This is a genomic window from Streptomyces lincolnensis, from assembly GCF_001685355.1.
GTDB lineage: Bacteria > Actinomycetota > Actinomycetes > Streptomycetales > Streptomycetaceae > Streptomyces > Streptomyces lincolnensis.
The window spans coordinates 198,842-211,398 of the sequence record NZ_CP016438.1; the positions used below are offsets into that span (position 1 = coordinate 198,842).

Consider the following 12,557-nt stretch of genomic DNA (forward strand, 5'->3'; position numbering starts at 1 on the left):
TTTCGCTCTCAATCAGTAGTCCAAGTCCAGATAATCAATGTCGTTGATTTCCACGTCCGAAAGTCCCATGGCGCGACCGCCGCCGTCCTGGAAATAGATTTCCTTGAACCCTTCGGCGATGATCCCCCGCATCTGCTGATCGCCGGCACCCGCGTTGCGGGCGTCGAACAGGCGCTGCGCGTACGCCGGGGGGAGGTGCACGGTCAGGCGCCGGAACCGTCCGTCGTCGGTCGTGCCGACGGGCGCGGTGTAGCCGAACCGGGCCCTCGTCTCCACCGTGATCCCGCCCGAGGCCGCGGCCTGCTTCTGCCGGCGCTTGCGCACCTGCGGCTGCCAGCGGGTCCGTACCGCGTCGTCGATCTTCGCGGCGACATCGGCACGGGGATGCTTGCGGGCACCACGACGGTAGCGGTTGACGGAGTCCGCGGTAACCCCGAGCTCCCGCGCCACGGCCTTCGCACTGCCCAACTGCCGGATCAGGTAGCCGATCTGAGCCTTCAGCGTCTTCGGCGGCTGGCGGGTGAACGCTTCCCGGTCGGCCCGCTCGATCGCATCGTCAATCTCGCCCACCGGCTACTCCCCCTCGTCCAACACGGCGTCGCCGCCCTTGATGTGACGGGCCGGATTCAGCCCCTTCTCCATCAAGTCGACCGCCCACAGCATCGACTGGACGCCCTCCAGCTTCGCCAGGCCCGGCGTCGGCCCGAGGCGGAACCCGCCGGGCTGCGGCTTGCCGGACGCCGCGTAGGGCAGGAAGTCCAGCGGGCTCTCCCCCGGCGAGGGATAGACGACGCAGTCGGACAGCACGGCCAGCGGGAACAGGCCGGTCAGCTCCACCATGTTGCGCAGCTTGCGGTGCATGTTGACCCGCGCCTTGGAGATGACAGCGGCCCTGATGTCGGGCCGCCAGGTCGGCCGTTCCAGGGCCGGCCACCGCTCACCCTCCTTGTAGGACTTGCCCTGCGGGCGCTCACGGAGCTTGCCCACGCCGCCCTTGACCGTGGCCTTGATGGCCGCGAGGACGGCGGCCATCGCCGGGTCGGCCTGCTTGTGCTGCTCCATCGCCGCGAGGAAGGCCCGGCCGTCCAGGTCCCGGGTGACGCCGAGGTCGGCGAGGGTGTCGACGTAGGCGGTCTTGAGCCGGTCGTGCCACGGGTCCAGGTACGCGCCGGTCTCGCGGCGCAGGTAAGCCTCGATCGGGGCGACGTTGTAGCCGAGTTCCTGGGCGTAGGCGACGGTGTGTGTCTGGTACCAGGCCGGGCCCGTCGGACGCTCACCGGTCGGCGTGAACGGCGAGGGCAGGCGCGGGTCCAGCTCTACGTGGGAGAGGTCGACCAGCCAGGAGCCGGGGATCTTCGGGTTGAACTTCGGGCCCACGAAGTGGTCGGGGGCGGACAGGCCGACGACCAGGCGGGCGGCGGCCGCAAGGAACGCGGTGTTCAGGTCCAGGCCCACCGCGTACGGCAGCACGCACTCCTCATCGGTCAGCAGGTCCACCGGCCGCACCCACTGGTAGGCCTCTTCGTTGAGGAAGCCGCCACTCCAGCCGGAGTTCACGACGACGGGGTGTTCGGCGGTGGCCTCCGGCGGTGCCGGGTCCATCGGGTCTGTCCCCAGCGAGCCCGGGTTGTGGCCGGACACCCAGTTCCCGGTCTCCTCATCGCGCTCCGGCTTCGTGGGCGGGCGCAGCGCGGTCATCAGCTCCAGCCCGGACACGGCGGTGGAGCCGCGCGGGGTGATGACCCGCTGGGCGTACCGCTCGCGCCCCTGCGCCTTGCGGTAGATCCGCGCCCACGGGCCGAACCCGCGCTGGGTGAGCTGCCACTTCGCCTTCGCGACCTGCTTGACCACCGGGTGGTCGGCGGGCAGGCGCAGGGAGCGGCGCTGCTCATGTCCTTCCAGACGCTCAGGGAGGCCGAGCTTCACGGCGGCCGCGGCAGTGACCACGATCAGCGGGTCGGAGTCCTTGCCGTACCGATTGAACTTCGGCGCACCGAGGCCGGACTCACGCAGCGTCCACTCCACAAGCTCCACCACCGTGCGAGCGGGGCAGTCGAGCACGATCCCGTCGACGCCGTACGCGGAGCCGTCACCGTCCAGCACCGCGAGCGGGCCATGCGGGACCCGCGAGCCGACAGCAGGCTGCGCGGGCTTCCTCGCGGGCGGGCGGCGTGACGATGCCGCCGCGCGGGGTACGGGGCGCTCCAGCTCCGCCGGGGCCTGGGCAGTAGCCTGCGGGTCGTTGGTCTCGGGGGCGGCCGGGCCAGTGAACGTCTGCGGCACGGCGGCCTGGACGAGTGCGGCAGGGGCGCCGTGGACGGGGTACTTCGCCGCCCAGACCTTCAGGAGCCGCTGGTACGCCTCCAGACGCGGCGGCTTCGGCTCGGAGCGGCCGTTCTCGTAGTTCTTCACCGTCTGCGTCGTCGTCTTGAGCGCGGTCGCGAGACGGGCCTCAGGGAGATGACGTTCTGAGAGCTATTGGTGTCAGGCGCGGCCAAGACGGCCAGCGGCGGCGCGTGCGGGCCTGGCGATGCCTGCGGACCGGTCGCGCTCTGCCCGCCTGCCACTCTTCCTCCACGACGTCCCGGTCCTCGCCGCGCCGCTGGCCGAGCTGCTCCAGCACAGCCCCTCCACGCCCATGTGGCGCCCCGTCCACGACCCTGACAAGCGAGTCCCCTTCGTGGGTCTTCGCGGTTGAGCGGTGTGGCCGACTCTGGCGGCAGGGGTGTCGTCACAGTCGGTGTTCGGTCTGCGGGGTCCCGGCCCTGGATGCGAAGAGCCCGCAGCCTTGCATGATCATTTCTGTTCTTCACGCAGAACGATCATGCAGGGGTCACGGGCTTGAACAACGATACGACGTTGCTGCTCGACCTGAACGGGGTGGCCGTCCAGCGTGTCGAAGGGGCGCCGCCCCGAGTGGCCCTGGACCCTCGTCCACCATCTCAAGCACCTGCATCCCCGGCCTGCCGAGTTGGTCCCGAACCCAGGGTGGTCGGCCTCAGGAGGCGGGCAGGAGCACCGAAGAGTCCGGTTCCAACTGGGTGCCGAAGCCGCCGACGACGGCAAGCCGGTCCAGATCGACGACGGCGATCCGGTTGGTGCCCAGCAGGGACACATACGCCAGGGGCCTGCCGGGGTGCAGTGACACGGCGGCCGGGGTCCCGTCGAGCTGAAGGGAGCGGACCGGCCGCAGGTCGGTGCTGAACACGGTGAGGGTGCCCGCGACTATGTCCGTCACCAACAGCCGCTCGTCGTCGAGGGTGTAGACCCGCAGCGGGTCTCCGCCCACCTTCCTGCTCCGCCGCACCTTCATGGAGCGCGCGTCCATGGCGACCAGGGAGGAGCTCTTACGGGCACCGACGAACAGCGTCTCCTCGTCCCGGCTCAGACAGCTGCTCTCGGGCAGTTGGCCGGGAGTCACCAGGAGCGGTGGGACGGAGGCGTCGTGGGGGCGCACAAGGCTCACCGTGTGCGACAACAGGCCGGTGACGTAGGCTCGTTCGCCGTCCCGGCTGAGCGTGAACAGATGGGTCTTCACCCCGTGCGTGGGTACCGCCCTGGTCGGTGCCTGGTCGGTGGACGGGGCGTCGAAACCGAGCAGTACCGCCTTCTCCTCACTCAGGGCGTACAGCCGGTCGTGGCGGTCGATGCCCATGCCGTGGATGCGGTTGAACGGCCGGGTGTCGATGGTCCGGGCCAGAGACCGCTCGACGAGGTCGATGACGAAGACCGCGGCGCCGCCCTCGCCGACGACGGAGGACATGCGCACTCCATAGTGCCCGACATAGGCGAATCGCCCACGAGAGTCGACGACCATCTCATGCGGATAGTCGGGCAGCCCGACGGTCTGCAGGCGCTGCCCCGACGCGGCGTCGTAGAAACCGATCGCGTGGCTGCCCTTCTCCACCACCACCAGTACGTCGGCCTCCGCCGCCCGGGGAGCACCGGCAGCCGGCGTGGTCAGCCCGCTCGCTAACGTTCCGGCGCCCGCCGCCTTGATCACCGTACGACGCGTCACCACAGTCCCTCACCTCGATCTCTCGACAGCCCGCCATCGTCGCCGGCGCGGGACCGCAGCCCTCGCGTCCAGGCATGAGTCTGCTCGACACGGAACCGTGGCGTCCAGATTTTCGCCAGAGCGCCGGCACCCACACGAACTGAACCACCGGCCCCCGCGGACCCCGTCACCCAGCCAGGGGCGCACCGAGCGGAAAGACCCGAGCACGACGACGCCGACCGAACCCATCGGCGTCGTCGCACGGCAGGAGCGAGCTGATCGCGTTACGAACGCTCAAGGGCCGCCAGCGCGAACGTCAACGGCAAGCGCGGCGACGGCAAGCGCGAGCGCCGTCGCCGACATCCTCATACGGATCTCCCGACTTCCCCGAACCCCCAGACAAGCGGCGATCAGGCGACCGCCGCCGCCTGGAAGACCACGGCCGTGCTGATCCTGTCCGGAGTAGGCCGGACTGGGACTAGGCCACCGCGCACCTCCTATGTTGAACTGCCCCTTTATCACGGCGAGTTGCACGGTGGCCCGCCTCATGTGCAGGAAGCGGAAGCCCCTCGTGGGTGTGCGTCCCGGGAGCAAGCCCGCGCACACCTGAACCTCGATCGGCTACACCCACGCAACGGGACGCCATCGCGGAGTCCCCCAACAAAGGAGCTTGAATGTCAAGACTCAGACGAGTAGGCCTCGTGTTGACCATGGCTGCTCTGCTGTCTGCCACGGTCGTGCCGGCCGCGTCCGCAGCGCCGGACGGTTCTGGCCACGGTGTGCCTCTGGACCAGCTGACGGTGGTCACCACCCCGGTGGCATCCGGTCTGAAGCAACCGGTCGCGATGGTCGCGGCCAACGACCACAGCGGGCGGATGCTCATCGCCGAGAGAGCCGGCACGGTCCGGGCCTTCCACCCGAAGGACGGGCTCGCCGCCGACCCGCTGCTGGACATCAGCGACCGGGTGAACAGCACCGGATTCGAACGCGGCCTGCTCGGCATCGTCCCGGCGCCCGACTTCCGGAAGACCTCCCAGGTGTACGTGGCCTACACCAGCCGGCCGGACGGAGCATTAACGCTGTCCCGGGTCCCGCTCGGCGACCCGGCGCGGGAGCAGGTGCTGCTCACCCAGGAGCACTCCCAGTTCACCAACCACAACGGCGGCCAGCTCGCGTTCGGCCCTGACGGCTACCTGTACTGGAGCCTCGGCGACGGCGGAGGCGGCGGGGACCCGTTGGGCAGCGGGCAGAACCTCGGCACGCTGCTCGGCAAGATCCTGCGCCTGGACGTGAGTCGCTCCTGCGGCGAGCTCCCCTACTGCGTCCCGAAGAACAACCCGTTCGTCGGAACGCCCGGGGCCCGGCCGGAGATCTGGGCCTACGGTCTGCGCAACCCGTGGCGGTTCTCGTTCGACAAGCTCGACGGCTCCCTCTGGGTGGGCGACGTCGGTCAGAGCGCGTTCGAAGAGATCAACCACACCAGGGCCGGGCGCGGCGGGCTCAACTTCGGCTGGTCCTGCAAGGAAGGGCCCGCGGTGTTCAACGCCGAACGCTGCGAACCGGACGCCAACTACACCGACCCGATATTCCACTACCAGACCGGCGTTGACGGCTGCTCGGTCATCGGCGGACACGTCTACCGCGGCCAACGGCACGCCCGCCTCGCCTTCGGCACCTACGTAGCGACCGACTGGTGCTCCGGAACCGCATGGGCAGTGCGCGAGAACGGCGACGGCACCTACCGCAGCGCCACGATCGGCCAGTTCCCGACCCAGGTCAGCTCGTTCGCTGAAGACCGGTCCGGCGAGCTGTACGTGATCACCGACCAAACCGGCGAACTGCACCGCGTCGGCTTCGAGCGCGTCACACCGCGGGCGGACTGACCGTAGGGCCGGGGCCGGGTGGGAGATGGAGCGCCACCTCCCACCCGGGCCCCGGCAGGCGGTCAGCCGAGCCGGTACCGGCAGGCCCGGAACACGGTCTGGTTGAAGGTGTTGCCGGCGGTGCCCTTGCCGCCGGTGCGCAGCGAGACCCATTCGGAGCCGGTCGAGGGTGGCGGCTACTTGCGGCATGTCAGGTCGTGTTCGGGCAGTTTGCCGGGGGCCAGGTAGGCGTTGACCTCGCGACCTTCGACCACGAGGCCGACCGCTGTCCGCGCTGACGGAGCACACCCGCTGAGGGCGCCCCTCATCATGACCGCTCGACGCCCCGTACGCCGACATCGCCCTCCACAGACACAAACGGCGGCAACGATGGCCCGGTGCCGACTGCAGGCGAGTCGCAACCAGGAAGATCCATAACCGAGGAGACACCGATGACCGCGCCACTGAACGACGCCGCCTGGGAGCGGGACAGCGCCATCCGCGAGCAGCAGTTCGAGCGGCTCAGCTCGGTTGCCGCCGGCCTCGCACAGTCACCGGGCCAGACCCATCCGGACACCCTGGCAGCCGACTACGCCCTCCATGCCCACGTAGCCGAGCACCCTTCATCCGGCATCGTGGACGTGCGCTTGAAGTACCCGGTCACGGCGAGACGGTCCTGGGCGACGAGCTCGTGGGCTTGGCGGGCCTGATACGGATCTGCCGCGTCACGACCAGTAGTCCCGGCCGCCGATCGGTACGGTCGGCCACGACGATGGTCATCCGTGTTCCAGACCTGCTTGCCCATGGGCGAGCGCGGGGTTCATGATGCGGGGGCTCTTGTCGCTACACCGAGAACCCCAAGTACGCGGCCGCGTTTGCCACGTCACGCCAAGGACCTGTTCAGCCGCCGCTCCCACCAGGTCTTCGACCTCGTCGAGCGGGACCGCGTGCACCCGCTCCCCCACCGGGACGACCCGATCAGCACGCAGGCCGAACGGCGCGGGCTGGAGCGGCCCCTGGACCTGGCGCGGTGGCTGGAACTGTACGAACCCGAGACTGTGCCGAGCTGGGCGGTTCCGGAGTGAAGGGTGTGAGTGTCACCGGTGTTGCCGCTGTCACTCCTGCCTCGTCAGTTGTTCCGGCAGCCGTCCAAGGCCCGCAGCGCCTCGGCCGCCGCCTCGCGTACGGAATCGATTGGGTCCGCGTCCAGGGCGGTGAGCCGGTCGCGCAGCCGCTCCTCGCCCGGGGGGAGCGTGCCCGTCTCCTCCACCCAGTGGGCGATCCCCTTTGCGGCGGCCTGACGCACCCACCAATCCACGTCGTCCAAGTGGCGCACGAAGAGCGGCAGATCGTGCGGAGTGCCGGCGTCCGTCGCATTGTGCGGATCCAGGAGCGACAACGCGGCGGCTCGGACAAGGGGGGAGGTGGTCCTGTCCACCAGTTCCCGCACACCGGGCAGGGCTTCCGCCAGGCCCGCAAGGACCCGCTCTGCCACCCCGACCAGAGTAGGCGCGACGCCGAGACGGGCCACCAGCGCCCGGGCGACCGCCGCGCGTTCCCACGGCCGGAACCCGGTGTCCGCCATGGCGTCCAGGCCACGCAGCGCACCTCCGTACACCTCGCGCTCGGCATGGCCCAGCAGGGGGAGCAGCAGCCACACGGCGTCCCATCTCCCCATCTCGCCGTAGGCCATGGCCGCTGCCGCGAGTGTGCAGGCGGGGGTTGTCGGGTCGGTGAGTGCGCCCCGCAGGAGCTTCGTGGCGGTCTTGCCGCCGACGGATCCCAGGGTGAAGGCGGCCGACGGGCCGGCCGACTCCTTGCTCAGCCAGCGGGATGCCGGACCCAACAGCCGTTCGTCACCGGATCGCGCGAGCAGATAGAGCAGTTGTGCGGCCATCTCCGGATCCCGCTCCGCCTCCAGAGCAGCGAGCAGCGCGTCCTGCACTTCCGGGCGGTCCACGCTCGCCAGTCGGAAAACCGTGGCGCGGCGCACCTCAGTGGAAGGGGCGTCGGTCAGATCTCTCAGCAGCGACGGCAGCAGCCGTTCGATGTGCTGCTCCGGCAGCAGCAACAGGGCGCCCGCACGGGCGGCGTCCTCGCCCCACTGGGCTGTACGGACCAGCTCCGCCTCGACGTCCCGGTCCTCGCGGAAGACCCGCACCATGGCCCACGCCCGACCCCCGATGCCGTGTGCCGGATCGCCCAGCAGCCGGACAAGCGCGGGAACATCACCGGGCACGCCCAGCTCCTGCAACGCCTCCAACGCGTTGATCCGAAGGTGATAGTCGGGGTCGCCGAGCAGTCGCCCATAGGCGTCCACGACCTCCCGGTCGCTCAGCCCGAGCCGGATCGACGCCAAAGAGGCCCGCCTGCGCACCCACGGATCGTCGTCGTCCATCAGCGCGGGCAGGACCTCCGCCCCGGCCTCGGGGACCCCCAGCCTGCCCAGGCCCACCGCCGCGCCTTCCCGCACCTCGGGCGCGGGGTCGGCAGCTGCCCGGACGAGTGCTGCGGCGTGCTCGGCTCCGCCGAGTTTGCCGAGCCCCTTCGCCGCTGCTGCCCGTCGCCAGGTGTCGCCCGTCTCCAACTCCCTCAGGAAGAAGGCAACCTGATGTTCTGTCGTCATGTGCACCCCGGGAGGTAAGACTGCCGAACCGACGGGAGGTTGCGCCGACGGACGCCTATGTCATTCGTCCAAGAGCGTGCAGATCTTCAACCCGTGGCTTATCACTCGGTGGTTCGTCGGCAGTCGCCCGAGCCGCAGTTGTCCGTGAGGCCAGGGTGTCTGCCGTCCGCAAGGCGCTTCTCGCGCTGGTCGAGCCCGATGTTCGTGGGGATCCCATGTCACCGTTGCGCTGGACCACCAAGCCCCCCGCAGGCTCGCCGAGGAACCGACCCGCCAGGGCCACCGGGTCTGCGCGGATACAGTGGACGACCTCCTGCGCGAGGAGAGCTTCAGCCTGGAGGGCAACGCCAAGACCCTTGAAGGCGCCCGGCATGGCACAGTAAACACTCCCGGCGATCCTCGAGAACAGTCCCAAGGCCCGGGCTCAGTTCAACATCGACGAACCCCTCGGAGACGCCGTGGCGATCGTCTCGCACGTCATGGCAGACCGGCTCGGCATCGGCCTCGGTGACGACCCCACCATCGACCGGCTCGATGACGCGGCCCGTACCCTGGTCCTCGCCCGCGGGCCCCTGGGCAGCGCCGACCTGGTGCGCGAACACGTCAACCTTGCACGCCAGCAACGGAACACGCAGAAAGACGCCTCCGAGTAGCCGAAACCCCCTCGGGCCCCCTCACGCAGATGTCCCGCCCGCCGCGCCCCAGCCTCCGAGGAAGTCGGACAGGGGCGCGGCGTTGCTGTTCCTCACGGACCATCTGTCCGGCGAAGACGTCACGGTCCACGTACGGGTCGACGGCGGCGAGGACCAGGCGCTGAAGTTCGACGGGTTCGAGGGCTTCGACCTCCCACTGCGCAGGGCGGTCGACGTCGAAGCCGCAACCATGCTTCGTGCAGGGTCGCCACCAAGTCCGGATACCTCCCGGAAGGCACCAAACGCAGCGCCGCCGTGCATGACGATGGCCGACACGACATGCATCTGCACGCCCGCATCCGAGGAGACCGGGACACCCCACCGACACCGCCCGGTGGTCCCAGATCAAGCCGCCCTCCGGAGCCAATTCACGACGCCTGATCTTCACGAATCATGCGTGAACTGGGGCCAGTTGGGGCCGCCTTGGTGAGGCCGCTGAAAGTCGCCCTGGCCAGAGTTCCTGCAGATGGCTCAATAGGATCTGGCGCGGTGAGCTGGGAAGCTCTCAGCTGGTCAGCCTTCGTCGTGTCCCGGAAGGGGTCGTGGCGGAGATGAGGTGGTCGACGACCCCGATAGCACTGCCACAGCGTTGGTAGGCGGCTCGTTGGCGCTCCGCTCCGCTGCCGTGGGCACGAAGGCGTGACCACAGGGTGCTGATGAGCTCGGTATCGCCTTGATCTCGTAGTGAGGGTTCCAGCCAGGACAGCAGTTGTTCGACCTGGTCGGCGGCGGGAGCGAGGCGGCCCGTGCGCAGGTCGATGCTCTCGCCGGCGAGGCCGTCGCGGGCTGCGCGCCAGTATGCGGCGCGCAGCATCTCAGGCTGGGGCCTGAACGCCGGGTCTCCGGAGCCGATGGCCTGGAGGGCGGTGGCGACCATCGCTCTGACGAGGCCGGCGAGCAGTACGGTCTCGCCCGCCGTGGTGGTCGCGTCGGCGAAGCGGAATTCGAGTGTGGGTACGTGGTGCGAGGGCCTGATGTCCCAGTACAGGCCGCCTCGGTCCATGACCGTGCCAGTGGCGAGGAAGCCCGAGACGAGCTCTTCGAAGTGGTCGGGGGACTCGAAGTACGGCGGGGGGCCGGCGACCGGCCACCGTCCCCAGATCGTCGTGCGCCAGCTCGCGTACCCGGTGTCCCGGCCCGCCCAGTACGGCGAGTTCGCTGCGAGGGCGATGAGGACGGGAAGCCGTGGCCGTAGGTGGTTGCTGACGTCCAGCGCGGTGGCCAGGTCAGGAACGCCGACGTGGATATGGCAGGCGCAGGCGCTCTGCTCGTCGTCCAGGGCGCGGAACACGGCGGCGCTTCGGTCGTAGCGGGGCCCGGCGGTGAGGGGAGGCGGGGCGGCCTGACCGAGCACGGGGGTTCCGCTGGAGATGGTGCGCAGGCCTTGCCGCTCGGCGGCCCGTGCGACTGCCGCCCGCAGGGAGCTGACCTGCTCGGCCAGGTCGGCGAGGCTGGTGTGCGGGTCGGTACGTACCTCAACCTGGTAGCGGGTGATTTCCGTGGTGACCCGCCCGCCGAGTTCGCATGCCGCTTCTGCCACCACTTCTTCCGCCTCCGGGCTTACCTGCCGCGATACCGGATCGACCAGCAGGTACTCCTCCTCGACGCCCACCGTCAGAGGGGCTGGTCCGCCGGGGCCGGTTCGGCTCCGGCGGTGGCTTGGGACCGCCTCTTGTGCGCCGTCAGGGGTGTGCCCTGTACTCGTCATGGTGACCATGCTGTCACGTTCGGTGAGCACAGGCGGGGTGCGAAGACCACATTCTCTCGACCTTCCGGGGAGCGGGACATTGCGCGAGCGGACACAGGTACTGATCGCCGGAGGTGGGCCCGCGGGAGCGACAGCGGCCACTCTGCTGGCTCAACAGGGCATCGACGTCGTGCTGTTGGAACGCGAACGGTTCCCCCGCTACCACATCGGGGAGTCCCTGCTCCCGTCCCTCTTGCCGGTTCTGGACATCATGGGCGCCCGCGAGACCGTCGAACAGCACGGCTTCGTCCGCAAGACCGGCGCCTTCTACGGCTGGGGCGGCCAGGAATGGGCCCTGCGTTTCGACGATCCGGCCCGGCCGGCCGGCCACAGCTTCCAGGTCGTCCGTTCCCAGTTCGACCACCTCCTCCTTCAACACGCCCGCCACCAGGGAGCGGACGTGCGGGAAGAGTCGCAGCTGCGCCGCATCGCCCTGTCCGACGGCCGGGCCACCACGGCTTCGTGGTCCGCCGGGGACGGCCGCGACGGAGAGATCGACTTCACCCACCTGATCGACGCCACCGGGAGGGCTGGAATGCTGGGCGCACGGCAACTGCGCGCGCGGCGTGTGCACGACGTGTTCCGCAACGTCGCCGCCTGGGGCTACTGGCGCGGTGCCGCAGCCCTGCCCGACGCACCCGAGGGAGCGATCGGCGTCTTCTCCCTGCCCGACCACGGCTGGCTATGGGCCATCCCCTTGCACGACGGCACCCTCAGTGTCGGACTGGTCACCGACAAACGCTCCTTCAACCAGGCCAAGGACAACCACGGTTCCATCGACGCGGTCTACCACGAGGCACTCGCCCGATGCCCCCTCCTGGCCCGCATGCTCGCAGGCGCGCGGCAGGTCTCGGCCCTCAAGGTCGAGAGCGACTACTCCTACACCAGCGACGCCTTCTGCGGCCCGGGCTACTACCTCGCGGGCGATGCCGCCTGCTTCCTCGACCCGCTGCTGTCCACCGGCGTGCACCTGGCCATGTACAGCGGCCTCCTCAGCGCCGCGTCCATCGCCGGGAACCTGCACGGCGAAGTCGACGAGGCCGACGCCCGACGCTTCTACCAGACCACCTACCAGAACGCATACGAACGCCTCCTCGTCCTGGTCAGCGCGTTCTACCGCATCCACGACGGCCGCGACGCCTACTTTCGCCAAGCACAGGCCCTCAGCCACCGCGACCAGCAAGGACTACGCCTCCACGAGTCGTTCCTTAACATCATCACCGGTGAGGAAGACCTCCACGACGCCCAGCAAGACCGCCTCAACTCCCTCTACGAAAAGCTCCGCACCCCCCTGACCGGCCACCGGGCCCAGGGTCTCGGCGGACACGGCACCAGCCAGATGCTCCCCCTGCCCGCCACACCCGACCACGCAGCCGCGGGCCTCTACCTCTGTCTCACCCCCTACGCCACCCTGCGCCCCATCCCCTGATTGGCCAGGGCGTTTTCGTTCCTGGAGTGTCATCAGATGTCAGCACGGTAGGCCCAAAGGGCAAGCAGTGCGCGGAGCGCGTCCTGCTCGAACTGCCCGCGGGCTTCGTACCGTGCGAGAGAATGGGCGGCGCTCCGATGTGGCACAACGGGGTGTGGGGTCAGGAGGGACATGAGGCAACCGCACGGGAGCGGCTCAACGGCG

General features: G+C 69.5%; 10 protein-coding genes and 2 pseudogenes. 7 read left to right on the forward strand and 5 right to left on the reverse strand.

Translation table 11 applies throughout. The annotated features are described in order from the left end of the window. Window positions 1-12 precede the first annotated feature (12 nt). The 3 genes from tpg to SLINC_RS00925 form a co-directional block, all read right to left on the reverse strand. Complete coding sequence (tpg, locus tag SLINC_RS00915; RefSeq protein WP_067425400.1) at window positions 13-570, reverse strand: telomere-protecting terminal protein Tpg; 558 nt, start codon at window positions 568-570, stop codon at window positions 13-15. A gap of 3 nt (window positions 571-573) precedes the next feature. Next, entirely contained in the window at window positions 574-2,412 is a 1,839-nt protein-coding gene (gene tap, locus SLINC_RS00920) for a telomere-associated protein Tap (protein ID WP_225988198.1), read from the reverse strand. A gap of 586 nt (window positions 2,413-2,998) precedes the next feature. Next, entirely contained in the window at window positions 2,999-4,018 is a 1,020-nt protein-coding gene (locus SLINC_RS00925) for a YncE family protein (RefSeq protein ID WP_225988199.1), read from the reverse strand. A 689-nt stretch (window positions 4,019-4,707) separates the two neighbouring features. Here SLINC_RS00925 and SLINC_RS00930 point away from each other — a divergent pair. The 3 genes from SLINC_RS00930 (at window position 4,708) to SLINC_RS00940 (ending at window position 6,944) form a co-directional block, all read left to right on the forward strand. Further along, window positions 4,708-5,880: a PQQ-dependent sugar dehydrogenase gene (locus tag SLINC_RS00930; protein ID WP_225988200.1), complete on the forward strand. Its 1,173-nt coding sequence runs from the start codon at window positions 4,708-4,710 to the stop codon at window positions 5,878-5,880. 431 nt (window positions 5,881-6,311) lie between these two features. After that, a complete protein-coding gene (locus tag SLINC_RS00935; protein ID WP_067425405.1) occupies window positions 6,312-6,569 on the forward strand; it encodes a hypothetical protein in 258 nt (85 codons plus the stop codon). A gap of 165 nt (window positions 6,570-6,734) precedes the next feature. Beyond that, a complete protein-coding gene (locus SLINC_RS00940) occupies window positions 6,735-6,944 on the forward strand; it encodes a hypothetical protein (RefSeq protein WP_067425408.1) in 210 nt (69 codons plus the stop codon). A 44-nt stretch (window positions 6,945-6,988) separates the two neighbouring features. Here SLINC_RS00940 and SLINC_RS00945 read toward each other — a convergent pair whose 3' ends face one another. Continuing rightward, on the reverse strand, window positions 6,989-8,485 hold the full coding sequence (locus tag SLINC_RS00945) for a HEAT repeat domain-containing protein (protein WP_079164345.1): 1,497 nt from the start codon (window positions 8,483-8,485) through the stop codon (window positions 6,989-6,991). A gap of 173 nt (window positions 8,486-8,658) precedes the next feature. Here SLINC_RS00945 and SLINC_RS50345 point away from each other — a divergent pair. The 3 genes and pseudogenes from SLINC_RS50345 to SLINC_RS50350 all read left to right on the forward strand — a co-directional run. Continuing rightward, window positions 8,659-8,858 (forward strand): annotated as a pseudogene (locus tag SLINC_RS50345) (ISAzo13-like element transposase-related protein); the annotation flags it as partial. 85 nt (window positions 8,859-8,943) lie between these two features. Next, window positions 8,944-9,138, forward strand: coding sequence for a hypothetical protein (locus SLINC_RS47850; RefSeq protein WP_067425414.1), 195 nt, complete (start codon window positions 8,944-8,946; stop codon window positions 9,136-9,138). A gap of 219 nt (window positions 9,139-9,357) precedes the next feature. After that, a pseudogene (locus SLINC_RS50350) lies at window positions 9,358-9,486 on the forward strand (GNAT family N-acetyltransferase); the annotation flags it as partial. Between the two features lie 196 nt (window positions 9,487-9,682). Here the strand turns inward: SLINC_RS50350 and SLINC_RS00955 are convergent. After that, window positions 9,683-10,894, reverse strand: a complete 1,212-nt coding sequence (locus tag SLINC_RS00955; protein WP_375141455.1) for a carboxylate-amine ligase — start codon at window positions 10,892-10,894, stop codon at window positions 9,683-9,685. 70 nt (window positions 10,895-10,964) lie between these two features. Here SLINC_RS00955 and SLINC_RS00960 point away from each other — a divergent pair, with 70 nt between their 5' ends. Next, the gene (locus SLINC_RS00960; protein ID WP_067425420.1) at window positions 10,965-12,353 is read left to right on the forward strand and encodes an NAD(P)/FAD-dependent oxidoreductase; all 1,389 of its coding nucleotides are present in this window, start codon (window positions 10,965-10,967) and stop codon (window positions 12,351-12,353) included. Window positions 12,354-12,557: the final 204 nt, after the last annotated feature.